Raw genomic sequence first — 21,213 nt, 5'->3', positions numbered from 1 at the left:
TGCGGTTGAGCAAGGCCTGAGTGGCTGGCGACAGCCTGCGATGAGGCCGGAGCAAGCCTGCGCCAATGTTGAAGACACCATGGCACAATACTCGCCATGAACAGACTCCCTGCCTGCTGCGCCCCCCTGCAACCCCATTGGCCCCTGCCCCGCCCGGTACCGGGCGCGGTGCTGGTGAGCTGTGCCTTCGACCCGGCCAACCTCGCACCTGACGATTTCCAGCGCGCCGGCATTGTGCCCAGCGCCAGCCTGCAACGCTCGGTAGCCAAGCGCCAGGCCGAGTACCTGGCCGGCCGCATGTGCGCCCGTGAAGCCCTGCGCCTGCTTGATGGCCGCGACTATATACCCGCCACCCACGAGGACCGCTCGCCGATCTGGCCCAGCGGCATTCATGGCTCCATCACCCACGGCCAAGGCTGGGCGGCGGCGGTGGTCGCGAGCGTGGGCTCAGGCTTGGGCCTGGACCAGGAGTCGCTACTGAGCGAAGAGCGCGCCGAACGCCTGGCCGGTGAAATCCTCACCCCCGCCGAGCTGGAACGCCTGGACCGCAGCCAGCAAGCGCTGGCGGTCACCCTGACGTTTTCACTCAAGGAAAGCCTGTTCAAGGCCCTTTACCCGATCACCGGCCAGCGCTTTTACTTCGAGCACGCAGAACTGCTGCACTGGTCCGCCGACGGCCATGCCCGCCTGCGCCTGCTGACCGACCTGTCCGCACAATGGCACCACGGCGTCGAGCTCGACGGCCAGTTCTGCCTGCAAGGCGGCCACCTGCTCAGCCTGGTCAGCGTCTAACCGCCCGCTTGCTGGCGTGGCCAGCTCAAGCTGAAGCAGGCGCCGCCCAGCGCCTCGCTGCGCCCGACCAGTGCGCGGCCGCCATGCCAGTAGATGATCCGCCGCACGATCGACAAGCCCAGCCCGTGCCCGCCAGACGCCCGGGTGCGGCTGTCGTCCAGGCGCGTGAACGGGGTGAAGATGCGGTCCCAGACGCCCTCGGGGATACCGGGGCCATCGTCTTCGACATCGATACGGCAGCGCTGCTGCCCCAGCTGATAGCTCAGGCGCACTTCGCCTTCGGCATGGCGCATGGCGTTGCGCACCAGGTTCTGCAGGGCGCGGTGCAAATAGCGTGGCTCCGCCTCGACCCAGGCAGCGCCATCCTGCGGCCTTTGGCACTGCCCACGTAGCACCTTGACCTCGGCGCGCAGCGGCGACAGCTCGGCAATCACCCGGTCGAGCAAGGCATCCAGGTCCACGGCCTGAAACTGCAGCGCCGGCGCGCCTTGCTCCAGGCGGGCGTAAGTGAGCATCTCGTCGACCAGCTTGTCGAGGTCCTGGATATCGCCGTCCATGCCTAGCAGATGCTTGGCCCGCGCCTGTTCAGTGCTGGCGCTTTCGAGCATCTCCAGGCCAAAGCGCAGGCGCGCCAGCGGCGTGCGCAGCTCGTGGGACACCGCCCGCACCAGCTCGCGCTGCATGCTGAGCGAACGCTGCAGGTGCTCGGCCATGCCGTTGAACGCCTCGGCCAGGCGCCCCACCGAGTCAGCATCGCCAGCCGGCACGCGGGTGTCGAGGCTGCCCTGGGCAATGCGCGTGGCGGCCACCTCAAGCCCCGACACACGGCGCTCAAGCTGGCGCACCAGCAAGTACACCACCAGCCCGATCAGGCACAGGCCCAGGCAGGCAATCAGTATCAACAACTGCGGCGGGTAGGGGTTGAGCTGGTACAACGGGCCGATTTCCAGCACCCAGGGCGAACCGGCCAGCCCCGAAAACACCTGGATCGAATCGCCGTCCTTGCCCAGCGCCATCACCGTGTCCCCCTCCTCCACCCGGCGCCGCTGGTCATCATCCAGCGCGGCACGTTCGATGCGTTGCAGGGCGATATTGAAACCGAAGCCTTTGCTCTGCTTGATCTGCGCCAGGCGGCTCTGCTGCTCGCTGACCGGGTAGCGCACCAGCTCGTCGGCCAGCAGGTACAGGGTGGCGCGCGCCAGTTGCTCGCTGACCTGCTTGACCTCGGCCAGCAGCAACTGGTCTTCATGGCCAATGCGGCGCAGCACGCGGGCGGCATGCGGGCCGGTCTTCTCCACCACCACCAGGTCGCGGTACAGCCGCGCGCGCTGGCCACCGTCCAAGGTAAATGCAGACAACGGCTGCACATCCAGCGGCACGCCGAGCAGCCGCTCCCACATCAATAACGAGCGCTTGCGTTCTACCTCGTTCTGTTGCGCCAGGTTGTCGGCCATCAGGCTGAACGTGCCCTGGGCCAGGCCCTCGCGGTGCTGGGCGGCGCGCACCTCATTGAGCAGATGCAGGCTCAGTGCGCCAAGCACGGCCACCAGCACCAGCACGGCGAGCATGCCGCCATAGATGCGCAGGAAAATCGACTTCATGGCGCCAGCGCCTGGGCCGCCTCGCCAACGAACAGATAGCCCTTGCTGCGCAGGGTCTTGATTAGCCGGGGGTTGACCGGGTCATCGCCGATCTTGGGGCGGATCTTGGACACGCGCACATCAATGGAGCGGTCCTGGCCGTCATAACCGACGCCACGCAGGGCGGTGAAGATCTGCTCGCGGGACAGCACTCGCCCGGCGTTGCTGGCCAACAACCAGAGCAAGTCGAACTCCGCCCCCGTCAGCTCGACCAGCGCCCCGCCCAAGTGCGCCTCGCGCAGGCGGTTGTCGATATGCAGTGGGCCGAAGGTCAACGCCTGGCGCCGCTCGGGGGCCTCGGTACGGCGCAGCAGCGCCTGCACCCGCGCCAGCAACAGGCGTGGGCGCACCGGCTTGCACACATAGTCGTCGGCGCCTTGGTCCAGGCCCTGCACCTGATCGAGTTCATCGCTGCGCGCGGTCAGCATGAGGATGGGCCCGGCGTACTGGCCGCGCACCCGCCGGCAGATGCTCAGGCCATCTTCGCCGGGCAACATCAGGTCGAGGATCACCAGGTCCGGCTGGCTGTCGATGATGCGCCGCACTGCGCGCGAGCCATCACCCTCCACCGCCACCTCGAAACCGTTGGCTTGCAGGTACTCGGCGGTCAGCTCGGCAAGGCGCTGGTCGTCTTCGACGATGAGAATGCGGTTGTCTGGCTGGGGCATGGCAATTTGCCTTTTATAGGTCTTTTCAGCGCTTCGGTCGTCTACTGCCCGGCCCTTGGGCCAGGCATCAAAAAAACACCTTCTGCGCCGGATACTACGTTGCACCCCTGCCCATGCCAACTGCACATGCGTGCCCTTGCCGGAAGCTGATTTTGTGATAGGGTGCGCGCCCGCGAAAAAGTGCTCCGCGGCCAAACAGCTCGGAAAAATCTTGTAAACCAGTGGGCACAAGGCCTACAGCGAATACCCACGGATCACCCACAAAGTACCCACAAGTTATCCACAGGCCGCCCACCTTGCAAAGCCCCCCGGACCGCATTATCTTGTATCCCGATCGCTGCGAACCACTACATATTGGGTTTCGAGCAAAATCACAAACACAAGTCGACAGGTAAATTCAAGCGAATTTTCCCACTGAACTTAGCGTGATTTCACCAGCCAAACCGCTCCTGCGGAGGCGACCGAGGCAAGCCCGCCAGGGCCTTGTTCGGGTATGAGTGTTGCAGGCATTGCCTCGCACTTATGAGCAACAGTTTCCGGGCCTGGCCCGGGACCTTTGACTTCGGCCAGGGAGCGGCAGTTGTACTGCCATTTATTCCTGAGTCTGTCCCGAAGTCGGCAAGCCCGAGCGGCGGATGCATGCATTTTGCGCGTCCCCGCCCCGGCCACACGTCTGACGGATGGAACGGTAGGTGCCCAAAAGGCGCCTGAAACTATTGAAATTGTGGAGACACCCACCGATGCAAACCGACACAACTCGCGAGAACCCGCAGGCTTTGGCGCCGCAGGCCGAATCCAACCAGGATCTGGCTGCCACCGCTCCGGGCCAACTGCGTGTGATCAAGCGCAACGGCACTGTCGTCCCTTACACCGACGACAAGATCACCGTTGCCATCACCAAGGCGTTCCTCGCAGTTGAAGGCGGCACTGCCGCTGCTTCGTCGCGCATCCACGACACCGTCGCGCGCCTGACCGAGCAGGTCACTGCCACGTTCAAGCGTCGCATGCCATCGGGCGGCACCATCCACATCGAAGAAATCCAGGACCAGGTCGAACTGGCCCTGATGCGTGCCGGCGAGCAGAAAGTCGCCCGTGACTACGTCATCTACCGCGACCAGCGCGCCAAAGAGCGTGCTACCCGCAGCAACGCCGATTCGGTTGTCGAGCCGCACCCAAGCATCCGCATCACTCTGGCCGACGGCAGCATGGCGCCGCTGGACATGGCGCGCATGAACACCATCATCACCGAAGCCTGCGAAGGCCTGGCCGAAGTCGATGGCGAGCTGATCCAGCGCGAAACCCTGAAGAACCTGTACGACGGCGTTGCCCTCAAAGACGTCAACACCGCCTTGGTCATGACCGCCCGTACCCTGGTCGAGCGTGAGCCGAACTATTCGTTCGTCACCGCCCGCCTGCTGATGGACACCCTGCGTGCCGAAGGCCTGGGCTTCCTGGGTGTTGCCGACAGCGCAACCCACCACGAAATGGCCGACCTGTACGCAAAAGCGCTGCCGGCCTACGTCGAAAAAGGCGTGCAGTTCGAGCTGCTCGACCCGGCACTCAAGGGCTACGACCTGGAGCGCCTGGGCAAGGCAATCAACCACGAGCGTGACCAGCAGTTCACCTACCTGGGCCTGCAGACCCTGTACGACCGCTACTTCATCCACAAGGATGGCGTGCGCTTCGAGCTGCCACAGGTGTTCTTCATGCGTGTGGCCATGGGCCTGGCGCTGGAAGAGAAAGACAAGGAAGCCCGTGCGATCGAGTTCTACAACCTGTTGTCGTCCTTCGACTACATGGCCTCGACCCCGACCCTGTTCAACGCCGGCACCCTGCGCCCGCAGCTGTCGAGCTGCTACCTGACCACCGTGCCGGACGACCTGTCGGGCATCTACCACGCGATCCACGACAACGCCATGCTGTCGAAATTCGCCGGTGGCCTGGGCAACGACTGGACGCCAGTGCGTGCGCTGGGCTCGTACATCAAGGGCACCAACGGTAAATCCCAAGGTGTCGTGCCGTTCCTCAAAGTGGTCAACGACACCGCCGTTGCCGTCAACCAAGGTGGCAAGCGCAAAGGTGCGGTCTGCGCCTACCTGGAAACCTGGCACCTGGACATCGAAGAGTTCATCGAGCTGCGCAAGAACACCGGTGATGACCGTCGTCGTACCCACGACATGAACACCGCCAACTGGATCCCTGACCTGTTCATGAAGCGCGTCTTCGATGACGGCAAGTGGACCCTGTTCTCGCCGAACGAAGTCCCTGATCTGCACGACCTGACCGGCAAGGCCTTCGAAGAGCGCTACGAGTACTACGAAGCCCTGACCGAGTACAACAAGATCAAGGTATTCAAGACCATCCAGGCCAAAGACCTGTGGCGCAAGATGCTGTCGATGCTGTTCGAAACCGGCCACCCTTGGCTGACCTTCAAGGACCCGTGCAACCTGCGTAGCCCGCAGCAGCACGTGGGCGTGGTACACAGCTCGAACCTGTGCACCGAAATCACCTTGAACACCAACAAGGACGAGATCGCGGTCTGCAACCTGGGCTCGATCAACCTGCCGAACCACATCGTCGACGGCAAGCTGGACACCGCCAAGCTGCAACGCACCGTCAACACTGCCGTGCGCATGCTCGACAACGTGATCGACATCAACTACTACTCGGTGCCGCAAGCGCGCAACTCGAACATGAAGCACCGCCCTGTGGGCCTGGGCATCATGGGCTTCCAGGACGCACTGTACCTGCAGCACATCGCCTACGGTTCCGACGCTGCCGTCGAGTTCGCCGACAAGTCCATGGAGGCGGTGAGCTACTTCGCCATCCAGGCTTCGTGCGACCTGGCCGATGAGCGTGGCGCCTACGAGACGTTCCAGGGTTCGCTGTGGTCCAAGGGCATCCTGCCGCTGGATTCGCAACAGATCCTGATCGAAGCCCGTGGCCAGAAGTACATCGACGTCGACCTGACCGAGAGCCTGGACTGGGCACCGGTGCGCGAGCGTGTACAAAAAGGTATTCGTAACTCGAACATCATGGCCATCGCGCCGACCGCGACCATCGCCAACATTACCGGCGTATCGCAGTCCATCGAGCCGACCTACCAGAACCTGTACGTGAAATCGAACCTGTCGGGCGAGTTCACCGTGATCAACCCGTACCTGGTTCGCGACCTCAAGGCCCGCGGCCTGTGGGACTCGGTCATGATCAACGACCTGAAGTACTACGACGGTTCGGTGCAGCAGATCGAGCGCATTCCACAAGAGCTCAAAGACCTCTACGCCACCGCGTTCGAAGTCGAGACCAAGTGGATCGTCGACGCCGCCTCGCGTCGCCAGAAGTGGATCGACCAGGCACAGTCGCTGAACCTGTACATCGCTGGCGCGTCGGGCAAGAAGCTGGACGTGACCTACCGCATGGCTTGGTACCGTGGCCTGAAAACCACCTACTACCTCCGTGCCCTGGCGGCGACCAGCACCGAGAAGTCGACCATCAACACCGGTAAGCTGAACGCGGTATCCAGCGGCGGCGACAGTGCCCCGCTGCAGGCCGCAGGCCCTGCCCCCGTACCGAAGGCATGTGCCATCGACGAGCCGGATTGCGAAGCCTGCCAATAAGGCATTCGTAGCACCCCATATGCCGCAAGCCGTGCCCCCGGGCGCCGCTTGCGGCTTTTTTGCATGCGCCCCCCCGAGAAACCTTGCCCTTTTGCCAGCCATTCGCACGGCTCGGTAAAAAGGCACAATCTCTCAACAAGGGTGTACCCCATGGCACGCAAAAAAGCCGTTACTCGCAAGATTGGCCGCAACGCCGAAACCGGCCGCTTTACCTCGGTCGAAGAAGCGCGCAAACATCCCAAGAACCACGTAGTCGAAACGCTGCGCAAGCGCTGCAGTTAACGCCCAACTGATCGGTAAGCCAGCGGCTGCAGGCGCCGCCATCGCCCTTGTGCCTTGTGCGGTGTCCATAGCCGCTGGCCCGCCGTTTCAGTGCCTGTAAAATCACTACATCATGTGGATTACAAAATAATCACACACAACATGTAGTACACCTCCCGTTTTGCCGCTAAACTCCCACCCCACAGAAACCACCCTGAAATTCGTGAACGGATGCACGCAAACCGGGTCGAAAATTTACCCTCGCCGGTAAGACTCACGCCCCGATCCAACGCGAATTCCGGTATACTCCGCCCCCTCTGAAAAAGGGTCAGCCAATGATCAGTTGCGTGACAAAAGCCTGCGTGAAAACGCCCGGCTACACCGCACTTCGTGGCCGCATACCATTCAAGTGCCCTGGCCCCTCCTCGAGGCCCGGCCAGGCACAAGCCAGAACACATTCAGATGTAAACGAGAGTCAGCCTCTCTAGCTGTCCATTCGCCGTTACGGCCTTGCGTCAGGCATCACATTCTTAAAATCCAACCGGTTGCCCCAGGGGCGACCCTCAAGCAGGAGCTGATTACCATGCTGAGCTGGGACGAATTCGACAAAGAAGACGGCGAAGTAGCTGCCAAGGCCAACACCCCGGCGCAAGCCGCAGCCGCCTCCACCCTGGACAAACTCGACAGCGCCGGCGGTGCCGCCGCCCTTGAAGCGCGTGCTGCCACCGCCTCCGACTCGGACGCGGTCAAGCGCGCCAAGGCCGCGCTGGATGCCCTCGACATCGCCGAAGGCCTGGCTGAGCTGGAAGGCTCCTCGGCCCGCGTTGCGGTCGATGAAAAGCGCATGATCAACTGCCGCGCCGACCTTAACCAGCTGGTGCCATTCAAGTACGACTGGGCGTGGCAAAAGTACCTCGACGGCTGCGCCAACCACTGGATGCCGCAGGAGGTCAACATGACCGCCGACATCGCCCTGTGGAAGAGCATGGACGGCCTGACCGAAGACGAGCGCCGCATCGTGATGCGCAACCTCGGCTTCTTCTCCACCGCCGACTCCCTGGTTGCCAACAACCTGGCGCTGGCCGTGTACCGCCTGATCACCAACCCCGAGTGCCGCCAGTACATCCTGCGCCAGGCCTTCGAAGAGGCGATCCACACCCACGCCTACCAGTACTGCATCGAGTCGCTGGGCATGGATGAAGGCGAGATCTTCAACATGTACCACGAGATCCCGTCGGTCGCCAAAAAGGCCGCCTGGGGCCTGAAGTACACCCGCGCGATCTCGGACCCGGAGTTCAACACCGGCACCGTCGAGACCGACAAAGAGCTGCTGCGCAACCTGATCGCGTACTACTGCGTACTGGAAGGCATCTTCTTCTACTGCGGCTTCACCCAGATCCTGTCGATGGGCCGCCGCAACAAGATGACCGGCGTTGCCGAGCAGTTCCAGTACATCCTGCGCGATGAGTCGATGCACCTGAACTTCGGTATCGATGTGATCAACCAGATCAAGATCGAAAACCCGCACCTGTGGGATGCCGCGATGAAGGAAGAGGCTACCCAGATGATTCTGCAGGGTACCCAGCTTGAGATCGAATACGCCCGCGACACCATGCCACGCGGCGTACTGGGCATGAACGCGGCGATGATGGAAGACTACCTCAAGTTCATCGCCAACCGCCGTTTGACCCAGATCGGGTTGAAGGAAGAGTACCCAGGGACCACCAACCCGTTCCCATGGATGAGCGAAATCATGGACTTGAAGAAAGAGAAGAACTTCTTTGAGACGCGGGTGATCGAGTATCAGACCGGTGGAGCGTTGAGCTGGGATTGATTGGCTCTGCGATCTGCAAAGAGGCTGCCTTCGGGTGGCCTTTTTTGTGGGTGTGTCCCGTCCTGAATAAGGTTTACACCTTCTGACCTATCTTCAGGAGGAGCCAATGGATTCGGAGAAAAGGCGAGATAATTTAACGCGCCACAAAAAGAATTGTAATATGCCGGCCGGATCGCTGAGCACAATAGAAGCAATGCACGTCAGAGTTCAAATCGCTCGCTAATCATGACAATAATCGCTGCAATCGCAGTGGCGCTATGGGGTATTTACTCTACAAACCACATCAAAAAAGAAAAAGAAATCACAGAAACACCCGCGATTAAGCCGAGGTGCTTATTCCTTTTCCTCAAGATAAGCCCACTAAACCCAAAACTTTTATCCAAATCCGGTCGCATGCAGGGCAAGTAATGACCTCTTTACTGGCTGCATCGATATGCATCAAAAGAGATGCTTGCCCTTCTCTGCCCGCCCCGCCAGGTCATACAGTATTTTTTTTGGCATGAGCGTGAACTCTTCCGAAGTGGGGAGCTAATCAGGTTGATAATATGGGAGCATCTACATGGAAGTTTTGCCATTTGCCACCTTCCTGGCAGGCTGTCGATAGCCTGTTTGTCCAGTTGAATGACTGTCTCTCCCTGCGAGAAAATCACTTGATTTAAATGAATTGGCTTGCCCCCAGTTTTTTCCAAAAGCAGCAGCGGTAGACTTGAACATATTCATCTTGCTGAAACGCCCAGGAGTTAGCCTGCCCTTGAACGACTTTCTTCTCAATCCCTCGAGTAATGGTCCTGGGGTCCAGGTTTTAGCGCATAAATATTAATCTTGCCAGGTCCCTGAACATCGAACTCAGCAGTCGGCACGCCAAACATGCCCTTCTTACTCGCTTCTAAGGGCACATAAATACCGTGGCCAAACTCGTGTATGGTGTTCAGTCTTTTTTGTTTCAATGCGCTCAGGCTCTCAAATATTTTTCCGCTACCAGGCGTGAATTACTCGCGATTCCAGATGTATCCGCATTTATTGTAAAGAACAAGTTCTAGGTTTTTGATGTAAGCCTCAAAGCATGCAGTGATGTCTTCTTGAGAGATATCTAGGTCACATTGGTTTGTCGCCCAGCACGATTCGGCCACATAAGTCAATTTTGATTCGCAGTAGCGCAGCGCCAGAAGGGGTTCTTCCTCTTCATCCATTGAGGCGTAGTAAAAATCGGAACCGGCTTCTGCGGTCAACCATCGCCACATTACAGTCGCCAGTTCAAGCAGCAAGCAATACTCAATATTCAGAAATGTCTGCCCTCCAATTTTAAAGCTAAGGGGTCCCTCAACGAATGCGGCAGCATTGTAGCCTGACATATCCTTCGGCAAGGTAACCAACTCAAAATCAATTGAAAGCACTGTCATTTTTCGTGTACCGGGAATATATTAATCACTCTGCCATCTCCTCCCACAATCACCCTGATTTTAGTCTGGCCTTTTACACCGATCGGTCGGCCGGCATCAATGACAACTCTGAATGTACCAGGGTGGTCAGGATTATTATAAAAAGCGGCGGAGCTAGAACGCAATCCATTACTGATTACATCTCTAATTTCCTGTACATCGTTTGTGCTGAAACGCGCTTTCGACTTTGATCCTCCGCCCAGGCTGTGCTTATCCTTAGGGGTGAACAAATCAATATTGTCCGCCGCTGAGTTAGCAGCATTAGACGCCGTTTTCAATTCGGAGCTAACTTTTACGGGATGATTATGCGGCACCCCAGCCTCTGAGTCAGCTTTTGCACCGACTGAGGTTGTTTATTCTGACTGCCCCGTCGACGTATGTGAGGCCGTGGTCGCCGTCTTCGAACCACCCCGATTCAATAGGGCTTGAGCAATAACCACCAACAGGGGGGAGTCATTGCCGAGGGTTGAAGCGATGGTTTGCATCGCTTCAGTATTGCTTTGAATCACAAATCCAATGAAGGCTGCATTACCCGCGTCACCTTGGTGCCTATACTGCTGCAATACGTTATCCATCTCAGGTATATCGTCCAGCAGTCTTGAAGAAAGAGAACAACTTCTTTGAGACTCGGGTGATCGAGTATCAGACCGGTGGGGCGTTGAGCTGGGATTGATCGGCTCTGCGATCTGCAAAGAAGCTGCCTTCGGGTTAATGCCAGTCAGTTAAGCCCATCGGGGCCGCTTTGCGGCCCATCGCGGGGCAAGCCCGCTCCCACGCTGCCCTGTTCTCGGTGAATAGCGCAGCGCTGGGCAATCGCCTACGGGCGTGGTGCAGGCTTTCATGCTTGGGGGAAGGAGTTGCGTTGCGCAGATGCAGCGGATAACCAGCAACGTAGCGCTGGCGCTGACTTGGAAGTGAGAGAACTCGCCCTTGCCGACAAAGGCATCAAGTGCCGATGAGAGCGTGCCGTAACACGATATAGATGGTCAAGGGCGAGTCCAGGCCTGAGCATACCGCTGCGGGAAAATGCTTTCAACCCACCGTCATCGCAAATGCTCATGCCCACGCAAATGCTCAGCCAGCATGTCGATGAATGTGCGTACCTTGGTCGAGCCATATTTGCTCTCGCGGTGCAGGATATGGATCGGCCAGGGCGCTTCTTCATACTCGGCGAGAATCACCTGCAAATGCCCCGCAGCCAGTTCATCGGCCACTTGATAGGAGAGCAGCCTGGCGATGCCCAGGCCTGCGCTGGCGGCGGCGATGGCGGCGTCGTTGCTGGTGACGGTGAGCCTTGGTTTGACGCGGATCAGTGTGGGGTCGTCGAGGGCGCCGAAGCGCCAGTCGGTGCGCGGTGACAGGCTGCCTGCGGCGATCACGGCGTGGCCCTGGAGCTCGCTGGGGTGGCGTGGGGTGCCGTGGCGCTGCAAGTACTCCGGGGATGCGCACAGCAAGCGGCGCATTTTACCGACCCTTAGCGCCTTCAGGCCTGAGTCGGGGAGCTGGCCGATGCGCACGGCGACGTCCATGCCCTCCTCCACCAGATTGACCACACGGTCCAGGAAGAACGCCGAGACGTCTACTTCGGGGTATTGCTGCAGGTAGCCGACAATGCAGGGCATGACGAACTTCTTGCCAAACAGGATCGGCGCAGTCACCGCAAGGTCGCCTTTGGGCGCAGCGTTGATGCCGGCGGCGGCTTCGTTGGCCTCGGTGATGCTGGCAAGGATGTGGCGAGTGTCTTCCAGGTAACGGCCGCCGGCTTCGGTCAGGCGGACGCTGCGGGTGGTGCGCAGCAGCAGTTTGACGCCCAGTTGCTCTTCGAGGGCGGTGATGGCTCGGGTGACGGCAGCCGGGGATATGGCCAGGCGGCGGGCGGCGGCGGCGAAGCTTTCCAGCTCGCCGACGGCGACGAAGACCTTCATCAGGTGGAACTGGTCCATGTGCGGCGCCTGGGCTGGGGGACGATGGATTATGGGGTTTGTAGAAGGTTTTGTGCTGGGCGGCAGGTCTTATCTGCGCACAAATATCGTGGTGAGCGGGCTTGCCACGCACATCTGATGCGTCAGATACGCTTCATATTCGGAATCGAGGGGGCTGCTGCGCAGCCCAACGCGGGGCAAGCCCGCTCGCCACAATGGCCCTGTTCCACAATCGCCCTCCTCCACAATGCTCTCCTGCGCAATGCTCTCCTGCAATGCGCTCATCCACAATGCGCTTATCGAGGCTCAGATATCCAGCACCAGCGCCAGCACTCCATCCTCGGCCTGGGCCGGCACGGCGCAGCAGATCAGCACCGTGCCCTGCTCTGGCAGCTCGGCCGGTGGGTTCGGGTAGTGCACCTGGCCGCTGACCAACTTGGTCTTGCAGGTGCCGCACGAGCCGCCTCGGCAACTGAACTCTGGTGCCAGGCCACGGCGCTCGGCAAGCTCCAGCAAAGTGCCGCTGCCGGGCGTCCAGCGCGCTTCCTTGGCAGAGTTTGCGAAATACACAGGTACTGGGTCGCTGGCGGGCGGAGGCTGCTGCAGCGCCGGTTGGCCACTCTCGGTATGCCGACGCAAGGTCGAGGGGCCGAAGGCTTCGGCGTGGATGCGCATATCCGGCACGTGCACACCACGCAGGCCCTCGTACAGGTCCTGGGTGAAACTGGCCGGGCCGCACAGGTAAAAGTCGTAATCGTCCAGTGCCAGTGTGGACTTTACCTGCTCGATACCCAGGCGGCTTGCAAATTCGTAATCGCGGCCTTGCACAGCCTCGGGTTCAGGTTGGCTCAGTGCCCGGTAGACCGACAGCACGTCGCCGGCCTTGCCTTTAAGCGCAGCGAGCTCTTGCTGGAAAGGCAGGTCGGCGAGCGAGCGGCCGCCATGGAACAGATAAATGCGCCGCCCCTGCCCCGTTGCCAACTGCTCGCGCAACATGGCGATCAGCGGCGTGATGCCAACGCCGGCGCCAATCAGCACAATGGGCCGCGTACTCTGCGCATCAAGGGTAAAGCTGCCGGCCGGCGCCCGCACCTGCAGGCTGTCGCCGACCTTCAACTGCGCATGAAGGTGCTGCGAGGCCGGGCCCTGGGCTTTTACGCTGATGCGCAGGTGGCCATCGGACGGCGCGCTGGACAAGCTGTAGGTGCGAATAAGCGCCGTCTCAGCGCCCAGTTGCAGGCGCACCGGGATGTGCTGGCCAGGTGCGAATGTGACCGGCTGGCCGTCTTCAGGTTGTAGGTAGAACGAGCGGATATCGCGGCTCTCCTGTTCGATACGCAACACCTGCCAGCGTTGCCACTGGCGCTGGCGTTCACGCTGTTGCAAGCGCAACTGCGCCTCTGCCCAGGTGCCAGTGGCAAGGCTGGTGGGGGAAAACTCGCGGAACGCCCAGCGCAGCGACACCGCCGCCGGGCGCAGCACTACCTGCTGCACATCGACGGTCCACAGCCGCTCGGCGCCTTCGAAGCTGCTGAGCAGGGGGCTGTCGAGCAGCACCTGCGCTCGCCCGGACACCTGCAGCAGTGTGCCGCTGGCAAAGTCGACGAACAGCAGCCCTGCGACAGGGTTCACCTGCAGGTTGCCGAGGGTATTGAAGAACAGATTGCCGGCATAGTCAGGGATGATCAGGCGGTTGCCCTCCACCCGGACAAACCCAGGCCGGCCACCGCGATGCGACACATCCACCGAACGCTGGCCATCCTCGTGCACCACATAGCTTGCGACAAACAAGGTATCAGCGGTTTCGATCATCGCGGTGGTGTGGGCATCCAGCGCGGTGGCGTCGATACGCGCCTGGGCCGGCTCGTCGACACGGCTGTACTCGCGCAACTGAATGTATTGCGGGCAATTACCGAACGACTGCTCGACCTGCACCGCCAACTGGCCGGCCGAGGCCTCGCTAATCAGGCCATTGAGCCTGTTGCGCCGGCGGCTGTGCAGTTCGATGCCGAGCAAGCCGATACCCTGCCCCGCTGCGAGGCCGGGGGTGGCGGGATCGTCGTCTGGCAGGTTCGCGGCAATCAGCAGTTGCTGCGGGTCGGGCGAGCCGATGAAGCCTGGCGCACCCTCGATCAGTGTGGCCCAGGGCACCCCGCTTGGGTCCACCGCACCCGCCACGATAAACGGCAACTGCTGATAGAAGCTGCGGTGCTGGTCGGGCATGTGGTCGCGAATGACCTTTTGCCCGAGCACCTCCATGCGCTCGGCAACGCCGACCTGTTGCTGCAACTGTTTTTCACCTGCATGCCAGGGAGAGCGCATGGCTGCATTCCTCGTGTGGGGGGGGGGCTCAGAGGCTGGTTTGCAGGCCGATCACGGTGCGCGGCATCGGTACGAAACCTGGCAGCGCTTCGATACGTGCGAGCCATGCGCGCACGTTGGCATAAGGCTGCAGCGACACGTTGCCTTCCGGTGCATGGGCGATGTACGAATAATTGGCAACGTCGGCGATGGTGGCGTGATCGCCGGTCAGGTAAAGGCTTTTGCCAAGTTCGGCATCCATCACTTTCAGCAGGCTATGGGCGCGGCCGATGACTTCATCGGTGTTGAACGCCGCGCCAAACACCGTCACCAACCGAGCCGCCGCCGGGCCAAAGGCCAGCGGGCCGGCAGCCACCGACAGCCAGCGCTGCACACGGGCGGCGCCGAGCGGGTCCTGCGGCAGCCAGTGCTCGCCACCATAGGCTTTGGCCAGATAAACCAGAATGGCGTTGGAGTCGGCGAGTACGGTGCCATTGTCATCGATCACCGGCACTTGGCCGAAGGGATTGATGGCCAGAAACTCCGGCTGCTTGTGCTCGCCTTTGGCCAGGTCAACGAAGATCAGTTCGGTCGGCAGGTTAAGCAGCGAGAGCATCAGTTCGATGCGATGGGCATGGCCGGACTTGGGGAAATTGTAGAGCTTGATGGGCGAGGTCATGGCGGTTGCTCCGGGGGTGGGGTTGAGCAACAGCTTGCGCTGATTCGGCTGACAGCAGAATCAGCGCCCGGAGCAATGAATAATTTCTTGCAGCGAAACAATACCAGTGGTTTCAGTGGCGCTGCAGCTTCTGGTAACGGTAAAGGTTGCAGGCCGCTTGCGTCACCTGCGGTACGCACGCTTGAAGTTCATCAGAGGTCATCGCGTCGAGCAGTTCGAAGTTGTCTTCAAGGCCGTGGAGCGAAATGGCTTTGAGTTGTTCGTCCTGCGCCGGCGGCAATTCGCGCCACCCAGCAACCTGGGTGCCACGCATATAGCCAAAGCACCACTCTTCGAGAATGATCGTGGTGCCCTCTTCGGTCTCGCTTTGTTCGAACCGCGGTTTGAAGCCTTCGAGGTCTTCGGCCAACGACTGCGCCACTTGGCTTGCGTAGCGCAGCATCAGCGCGGTGTAGGCCTCTTCGTGGGCGGGCTTCTTGAACTTCGGCACCTTGCCCCCAGCCACTTCCGGGAGCCAACGCTCGGGCGTCACGGTGGCCGGGGAGCTGGCCAGAGCCGTGAAAAAGCCATCGAGTTCGGAGATGTTGAGCACCGAATAGTCGTTGCCGTAGGTGATCAGCAGGTCTTCGAGACGGTTGAGTTCTTTTTCGCTAAGCGGGGGAAGCATGGGCGGTTGTCCTGATCGAGTTTGCCTGCACCCTAGCACAGCGCCTGGCAAAGCGCGCCCGCGGCTGCGGGTACGAACATGACTGTCAGCGCTTCATTGCGCTAGCGTGCGCTAGCGATGCGATGCTCAGGCTATGGTCATGGCCTGGTACTCCGTCAATGAAGAAGAACCAGAGGGTGACGGAGCTGCAGGCGGTACGAGCAGTAATTAGCTATTGCGGATGGTGTATGCAAAGCACAACGGGGCAAGCGCCCCCGCTTGCCGGACTCAACGAATCACGGCAGTGGGAGCAGCTTGCCCCGCGTGTACTGCTAAAGCGTCTTAGACCGCCAGCGCGCGCTCACGCAGCTCGCTGTTGAGAATGCGGTCGTTCTCGCTGTAGTCGACCGGGCAGTCGATGACGTGCACGCCCGGCGTCTTGATGCAGTGCTCCAGCAGCGGCAGGAAGCCTTCGGCGCTTTCGACGCGGTGGCCGTTTGCACCGTAGGCTTCGGCATATTTGACGAAGTCCGGGTTGCCGTAGTCCAGGCCGAAATCGGTGAAGCCCATGTTGGCCTGCTTCCAGCGGATCATGCCGTAGCCGTCATCGCGCAGAATGACCACGGTGATGTGCATGCCCAGACGCACTGCGGTTTCCAGTTCCTGGCTGTTCATCATGAAGCCGCCGTCACCACATACCGAAATGACCGGGCGGTCCGGGTATACCAGGTGCGCAGCCATGGCCGAAGGCAAGCCTGCACCCATGGTTGCCAGGGCGTTGTCGAGCAACACGGTGTTGGGCTTGTGGGCCTTGTAGTTGCGGGCGAACCAGATCTTGTAGATGCCGTTGTCCAGGGCAACGATGCCTTCCGATGGCAGGGCGCGACGGATGTCGGCGACCATGCGCTGTGGGTACACCGGGAAGCGGTTGTCGTCGGCACCTTCGGCGATCTGGGCTTCGTTGGCTTCACGGATGGCCATGATGCGGGTGAAGTCCCAGTGGCTGGTGTCGGTCAGCGCTTCGCTGATCTGCCACACGGCGTTGGCGATGTCGCCGATCACTTCCACCTGAGGGAAGTACACCGCGTCGACTTCTGCCGAACGGAAGCTGACGTGAATCACTTCGGTACCGCCACGGACCATGAAGAACGGCGGCTTTTCGATGACATCGTGACCGATGTTGACGATCAGGTCGGCAGCTTCGACGGCGCGGTGCACGAAGTCACCGGACGACAGCGCAGCGTTGCCGAGGAAGCGTGGGTGCCGCTCGTCGACCACGCCTTTACCCATTTGGGTGGTGATGAACGGAATGCCGGTCTTGTCGATCAGTTGCTTGAGAACCTTGGCGGTCATCTTGCGGTTGGCGCCGGCGCCAATGACCAAAATCGGGTTACGGGCGGTCTTGAGCTTCTCGACAGCGGCTTCAATCGCCACGTGCTCGGCCAGCGGGCGGCGGTGCAGGCTGCGCGGGATCGGCAGCGCGTCGGTTTGCTCGGCGGCGATGTCTTCGGGCAGCTCAAGGTGCACAGCACCGGGCTTTTCTTCTTCAGCCAGGCGGAAGGCTTCACGCATGCGCGCCGGGATGTTGTCAGCCGAGGCGAACTGGTGGGTGTACTTGGTGATGGGGTCCATCATGCCGCACACATCGATGATCTGGAAGCGGCCCTGTTTGGACTTCTTGATCGGCTTCTGGCCGGTGATCATCATCATCGGCATGCCGCCGAGGTAGGCGTAGGCGCTGGCGGTTACCAGGTTAGTGGCACCCGGGCCCAGGGTCGACAGGCTGACACCGGTCTTGCCGGTCAGGCGGCCATAGGTTGCGGCCATGAAGCCTGCGGACTGCTCGTGGCGGGTCAGTACCAGCTTGATCTTCGACTTGCGCAGGGACTCGAGCAGATCGAGGTTTTCCTCACCAGGAATGCCGAATACATACTCGACACCTTCGTTTTCCAGGCATTGCACAACGACATCGGCGGCCTTGGCCATCTTGCTATCTACCTCAGTTGTATTGGACGGGAAAGGTCCATAAATGCGCAGCACGGTGCGCTGGCATCGCGTTGTCCAGGGGCTAGGGTTGCCCCGAACCTAAGTCTTGACGCAGGGTAGGCACGGGAAAGTCACGTTCGCCAACAGGAATAATTGTCGCACCTTCCAGACGTAGTTGAGGTAGCTCGGTGCGCGGGGCGTAATGGCGGAATTTTTTCAGCCGCAAAGACAAAACCCCTACCTGCATGCGCAGATAGGGGTTTTGCGAAATGAATCTTGACGATGACCTACTCTCACATGGGGAAACCCCACACTACCATCGGCGATGCATCGTTTCACTACTGAGTTCGGGATGGGATCAGGTGGTTCCAATGCTCTATGGTCGTCAAGAAATTCGGTAGCCAGTCCGTTCAGATGAACAGCCCAGCGAATTCGGATATGTGATCTGTGTGTGCCGCGAACTTTCGGTTCATGCGTCTTCACCACCACAATTCGGCTTACGCGCAAATTGCTTGGGTGTTATATGGTCAAGCCTCACGGGCAATTAGTATTGGTTAGCTCAACGCCTCACAGCGCTTACACACCCAACCTATCAACGTCGTAGTCTTCGACGGCCCTTTAGGGGATTCAAGATCCCAGTGAGATCTCATCTTGAGGCAAGTTTCCCGCTTAGATGCTTTCAGCGGTTATCTCTTCCGAACATAGCTACCCGGCAATGCCACTGGCGTGACAACCGGAACACCAGAGGTTCGTCCACTCCGGTCCTCTCGTACTAGGAGCAGCCCCTCTCAAATCTCAAACGTCCACGGCAGATAGGGACCGAACTGTCTCACGACGTTCTAAACCCAGCTCGCGTACCACTTTAAATGGCGAACAGCCATACCCTTGGGACCGGCTTCAGCCCCAGGATGTGATGAGCCGACATCGAGGTGCCAAACACCGCCGTCGATATGAACTCTTGGGCGGTATCAGCCTGTTATCCCCGGAGTACCTTTTATCCGTTGAGCGATGGCCCTTCCATACAGAACCACCGGATCACTAAGACCTACTTTCGTACCTGCTCGACGTGTTTGTCTCGCAGTCAAGCGCGCTTTTGCCTTTATACTCTACGACCGATTTCCGACCGGTCTGAGCGCACCTTCGTACTCCTCCGTTACTCTTTGGGAGGAGACCGCCCCAGTCAAACTACCCACCATACACTGTCCTCGATCCGGATAACGGACCTGAGTTAGAACCTCAAGGTTGCCAGGGTGGTATTTCAAGGATGGCTCCATGAGAACTGGCGTCCCCACTTCAAAGCCTCCCACCTATCCTACACAAGCAAGCTCAAAGTCCAGTGCAAAGCTATAGTAAAGGTTCACGGGGTCTTTCCGTCTAGCCGCGGATACACTGCATCTTCACAGCGATTTCAATTTCACTGAGTCTCGGGTGGAGACAGCGCCGCCATCGTTACGCCATTCGTGCAGGTCGGAACTTACCCGACAAGGAATTTCGCTACCTTAGGACCGTTATAGTTACGGCCGCCGTTTACCGGGGCTTCGATCAAGAGCTTCGCTTGCGCTAACCCCATCAATTAACCTTCCGGCACCGGGCAGGCGTCACACCCTATACGTCCACTTTCGTGTTTGCAGAGTGCTGTGTTTTTAATAAACAGTCGCAGCGGCCTGGTATCTTCGACCGGCATGGGCTTACGGAGCAAGTCCTTGACCCTCGCCGGCGCACCTTCTCCCGAAGTTACGGTGCCATTTTGCCTAGTTCCTTCACCCGAGTTCTCTCAAGCGCCTTGGTATTCTCTACCTAACCACCTGTGTCGGTTTGGGGTACGGTTCCTAGTTATCTGAAGCTTAGGAGCTTTTCTTGGAAGCATGGCATCAACCACTTCGCGCTCTAATGAGCACTCGTCATCAGCTCTCGGCCTTGAGATCCCGGATTTGCCTAAGATCTCAGCCTACCACCTTAAACTTGGACAACCAACGCCAAGCTGGCCTAGCCTTCTCCGTCCCTCCATCGCAATAACTAGAAGTACAGGAATATTAACCTGTTTTCCATCGACTACGCTTTTCAGCCTCGCCTTAGGGACCGACTAACCCTGCGTCGATTAACGTTGCGCAGGAAACCTTGGTCTTTCGGCGTGGGAGTTTTTCACTCCCATTGTCGTTACTCATGTCAGCATTCGCACTTCTGATACCTCCAGCAAGCTTCTCAACTCACCTTCACAGGCTTACAGAACGCTCCTCTACCGCATCATCATAAGATGATACCCGTAGCTTCGGTGCATGGTTTGAGCCCCGTTACATCTTCCGCGCAGGCCGACTCGACTAGTGAGCTATTACGCTTTCTTTAAAGGGTGGCTGCTTCTAAGCCAACCTCCTAGCTGTCTAAGCCTTCCCACATCGTTTCCCACTTAACCATGACTTTGGGACCTTAGCTGACGGTCTGGGTTGTTTCCCTTTTCACGACGGACGTTAGCACCCGCCGTGTGTCTCCCATGCTCGGCACTTGTAGGTATTCGGAGTTTGCATCGGTTTGGTAAGTCGGGATGACCCCCTAGCCGAAACAGTGCTCTACCCCCTACAGTGATACATGAGGCGCTACCTAAATAGCTTTCGAGGAGAACCAGCTATCTCCGAGCTTGATTAGCCTTTCACTCCGATCCACAGGTCATCCGCTAACTTTTCAACGGTAGTCGGTTCGGTCCTCCAGTCAGTGTTACCTAACCTTCAACCTGCCCATGGATAGATCGCCCGGTTTCGGGTCTATACCCAGCGACTAAAGCGCCCTATTAAGACTCGCTTTCGCTACGCCTCCCCTATTCGGTTAAGCTCGCCACTGAATATAAGTCGCTGACCCATTATACAAAAGGTACGCAGTCACCTAACAAAGTAGGCTCCCACTGCTTGTACGCATACGGTTTCAGGATCTATTTCACTCCCCTCTCCGGGGTTCTTTTCGCCTTTCCCTCACGGTACTAGTTCACTATCGGTCAGTCAGTAGTATTTAGCCTTGGAGGATGGTCCCCCCATGTTCAGACAAAGTTTCTCGTGCTCCGTCCTACTCGATTTCACTGGCAAGAGATTTTCGTGTACGGGGCTATCACCCACTATGGCCGCACTTTCCAGAGCGTTCCACTAATCTCAAACCAGCTTAAGGGCTGGTCCCCGTTCGCTCGCCACTACTAAGGGAATCTCGGTTGATTTCTTTTCCTCAGGGTACTTAGATGTTTCAGTTCCCCTGGTTCGCCTCTTGCACCTATGTATTCAGTACAAGATACTCAGCTTATGCTGAGTGGGTTCCCCCATTCAGAGATCTCTGGATCACAGTCTGTTTGCCGACTCCCCAAAGCTTATCGCAGGCTACCACGTCTTTCATCGCCTCTGACTGCCAAGGCATCCACCGTATGCGCTTCTTCACTTGACCATATAACCCCA

The 21,213-nt window shown here is 59.4% G+C and carries 14 protein-coding genes, 2 rRNA genes and 1 pseudogene; 5 read left to right on the top strand and 12 right to left on the bottom strand.

Annotation, left to right across the window (positions count from 1 at the left end; all coding sequences use genetic code 11):
* Positions 1-96 precede the first annotated feature (96 nt).
* Complete coding sequence (locus HU719_RS18435) at positions 97-792, top strand: 4'-phosphopantetheinyl transferase family protein (RefSeq protein WP_186537183.1); 696 nt, start codon at positions 97-99, stop codon at positions 790-792.
* Here the strand turns inward: HU719_RS18435 and HU719_RS18430 are convergent.
* Both HU719_RS18430 and HU719_RS18425 read right to left on the bottom strand, forming a co-directional pair.
* Positions 789-2,393, bottom strand: coding sequence for an ATP-binding protein (locus tag HU719_RS18430; RefSeq protein WP_186537184.1), 1,605 nt, complete (start codon positions 2,391-2,393; stop codon positions 789-791). The two genes, HU719_RS18435 and HU719_RS18430, sit on opposite strands and share 4 nt — an antisense overlap.
* Positions 2,390-3,100 (bottom strand): response regulator, encoded by a 711-nt coding sequence (locus tag HU719_RS18425; RefSeq protein ID WP_186521996.1) that lies wholly within the window; start codon positions 3,098-3,100, stop codon positions 2,390-2,392. Before HU719_RS18425 ends, HU719_RS18430 begins: the two co-directional genes overlap by 4 nt.
* 740 nt (positions 3,101-3,840) lie before the next feature.
* On the opposite strand from HU719_RS18425, the gene HU719_RS18420 reads away from it, so the two are divergent.
* The 3 genes from HU719_RS18420 to HU719_RS18415 all read left to right on the top strand — a co-directional run bounded on the left by HU719_RS18420 (position 3,841) and on the right by HU719_RS18415 (position 8,812).
* Complete coding sequence (locus HU719_RS18420; protein WP_186521998.1) at positions 3,841-6,717, top strand: ribonucleoside-diphosphate reductase subunit alpha; 2,877 nt, start codon at positions 3,841-3,843, stop codon at positions 6,715-6,717.
* A 150-nt stretch (positions 6,718-6,867) separates the two neighbouring features.
* Positions 6,868-6,999 carry a hypothetical protein gene (locus tag HU719_RS23685; RefSeq protein WP_264081753.1) on the top strand — a complete coding sequence of 44 codons (132 nt, stop codon included), beginning with the start codon at positions 6,868-6,870 and terminating at the stop codon, positions 6,997-6,999.
* 562 nt (positions 7,000-7,561) lie between these two features.
* Positions 7,562-8,812, top strand: coding sequence for a ribonucleotide-diphosphate reductase subunit beta (locus HU719_RS18415; RefSeq protein WP_186537185.1), 1,251 nt, complete (start codon positions 7,562-7,564; stop codon positions 8,810-8,812).
* 989 nt (positions 8,813-9,801) lie between these two features.
* Here the strand turns inward: HU719_RS18415 and HU719_RS18410 are convergent.
* The 3 genes from HU719_RS18410 to HU719_RS18400 are packed head-to-tail and all read right to left on the bottom strand — an operon-like array spanning position 9,802 to position 10,826.
* Positions 9,802-10,212, bottom strand: a complete 411-nt coding sequence (locus tag HU719_RS18410; protein WP_186537186.1) for a DUF7878 domain-containing protein — start codon at positions 10,210-10,212, stop codon at positions 9,802-9,804.
* Complete coding sequence (locus HU719_RS18405; RefSeq protein ID WP_186537187.1) at positions 10,209-10,565, bottom strand: hypothetical protein; 357 nt, start codon at positions 10,563-10,565, stop codon at positions 10,209-10,211. The genes HU719_RS18410 and HU719_RS18405 overlap by 4 nt, the downstream gene beginning before the upstream one ends.
* A 39-nt stretch (positions 10,566-10,604) precedes the next feature.
* The gene (locus HU719_RS18400) at positions 10,605-10,826 is read right to left on the bottom strand and encodes a hypothetical protein (protein WP_186537188.1); all 222 of its coding nucleotides are present in this window, start codon (positions 10,824-10,826) and stop codon (positions 10,605-10,607) included.
* Between the two features lie 23 nt (positions 10,827-10,849).
* On the opposite strand from HU719_RS18400, the pseudogene HU719_RS23950 reads away from it, so the two are divergent.
* Positions 10,850-10,924: pseudogene (locus HU719_RS23950) on the top strand (hypothetical protein); the annotation flags it as partial.
* Between the two features lie 370 nt (positions 10,925-11,294).
* Here HU719_RS23950 and HU719_RS18395 read toward each other — a convergent pair.
* The 7 genes from HU719_RS18395 to HU719_RS18365 all read right to left on the bottom strand — a co-directional run bounded on the left by HU719_RS18395 (position 11,295) and on the right by HU719_RS18365 (position 21,202).
* Positions 11,295-12,194 (bottom strand): LysR substrate-binding domain-containing protein, encoded by a 900-nt coding sequence (locus HU719_RS18395; RefSeq protein ID WP_186537189.1) that lies wholly within the window; start codon positions 12,192-12,194, stop codon positions 11,295-11,297.
* Positions 12,195-12,479: 285 nt separating this feature from the next.
* The gene (locus HU719_RS18390) at positions 12,480-14,495 is read right to left on the bottom strand and encodes a 2Fe-2S iron-sulfur cluster-binding protein (protein ID WP_186537190.1); all 2,016 of its coding nucleotides are present in this window, start codon (positions 14,493-14,495) and stop codon (positions 12,480-12,482) included.
* A 28-nt stretch (positions 14,496-14,523) separates the two neighbouring features.
* On the bottom strand, positions 14,524-15,153 hold the full coding sequence (locus HU719_RS18385; protein WP_186537191.1) for a glutathione S-transferase family protein: 630 nt from the start codon (positions 15,151-15,153) through the stop codon (positions 14,524-14,526).
* Positions 15,154-15,265: 112 nt separating this feature from the next.
* Positions 15,266-15,820 carry a UPF0149 family protein gene (locus HU719_RS18380; protein WP_186537192.1) on the bottom strand — a complete coding sequence of 185 codons (555 nt, stop codon included), beginning with the start codon at positions 15,818-15,820 and terminating at the stop codon, positions 15,266-15,268.
* A 321-nt stretch (positions 15,821-16,141) separates the two neighbouring features.
* Positions 16,142-17,785, bottom strand: coding sequence for an acetolactate synthase large subunit (locus tag HU719_RS18375; RefSeq protein WP_186522024.1), 1,644 nt, complete (start codon positions 17,783-17,785; stop codon positions 16,142-16,144).
* Positions 17,786-18,059: 274 nt separating this feature from the next.
* Positions 18,060-18,175: ribosomal RNA gene (rrf, locus tag HU719_RS18370) — 5S ribosomal RNA — on the bottom strand.
* Between the two features lie 133 nt (positions 18,176-18,308).
* Positions 18,309-21,202 (bottom strand): 23S ribosomal RNA (locus tag HU719_RS18365).
* Positions 21,203-21,213: the final 11 nt, after the last annotated feature.

Source organism: Pseudomonas farsensis, assembly GCF_014268805.2.
Classification (GTDB): domain Bacteria; phylum Pseudomonadota; class Gammaproteobacteria; order Pseudomonadales; family Pseudomonadaceae; genus Aquipseudomonas; species Aquipseudomonas farsensis.
Note: the sequence above shows the minus strand (reverse complement) of the source record. Positions and strands in the feature narration are given on the sequence as shown.

Excerpts from the sequence above, each read along its gene's own strand:
- HU719_RS18435 (WP_186537183.1), top strand. The coding sequence starts at position 97 with ATGAACAGACTCCCTGCCTGCTGCGCCCCCCTGCAACCCCATTGGCCC.
- HU719_RS18430 (WP_186537184.1), bottom strand. The coding sequence starts at position 2,393 with ATGAAGTCGATTTTCCTGCGCATCTATGGCGGCATGCTCGCCGTGCTG.
- HU719_RS18425 (WP_186521996.1), bottom strand. The coding sequence starts at position 3,100 with ATGCCCCAGCCAGACAACCGCATTCTCATCGTCGAAGACGACCAGCGC.
- HU719_RS18420 (WP_186521998.1), top strand. The coding sequence starts at position 3,841 with ATGCAAACCGACACAACTCGCGAGAACCCGCAGGCTTTGGCGCCGCAG.
- HU719_RS23685 (WP_264081753.1), top strand. The coding sequence starts at position 6,868 with ATGGCACGCAAAAAAGCCGTTACTCGCAAGATTGGCCGCAACGCCGAA.
- HU719_RS18415 (WP_186537185.1), top strand. The coding sequence starts at position 7,562 with ATGCTGAGCTGGGACGAATTCGACAAAGAAGACGGCGAAGTAGCTGCC.
- HU719_RS18410 (WP_186537186.1), bottom strand. The coding sequence starts at position 10,212 with ATGACAGTGCTTTCAATTGATTTTGAGTTGGTTACCTTGCCGAAGGAT.
- HU719_RS18400 (WP_186537188.1), bottom strand. The coding sequence starts at position 10,826 with ATGGATAACGTATTGCAGCAGTATAGGCACCAAGGTGACGCGGGTAAT.
- HU719_RS18395 (WP_186537189.1), bottom strand. The coding sequence starts at position 12,194 with ATGGACCAGTTCCACCTGATGAAGGTCTTCGTCGCCGTCGGCGAGCTG.
- HU719_RS18390 (WP_186537190.1), bottom strand. The coding sequence starts at position 14,495 with ATGCGCTCTCCCTGGCATGCAGGTGAAAAACAGTTGCAGCAACAGGTC.
- HU719_RS18385 (WP_186537191.1), bottom strand. The coding sequence starts at position 15,153 with ATGACCTCGCCCATCAAGCTCTACAATTTCCCCAAGTCCGGCCATGCC.
- HU719_RS18380 (WP_186537192.1), bottom strand. The coding sequence starts at position 15,820 with ATGCTTCCCCCGCTTAGCGAAAAAGAACTCAACCGTCTCGAAGACCTG.
- HU719_RS18375 (WP_186522024.1), bottom strand. The coding sequence starts at position 17,785 with ATGGCCAAGGCCGCCGATGTCGTTGTGCAATGCCTGGAAAACGAAGGT.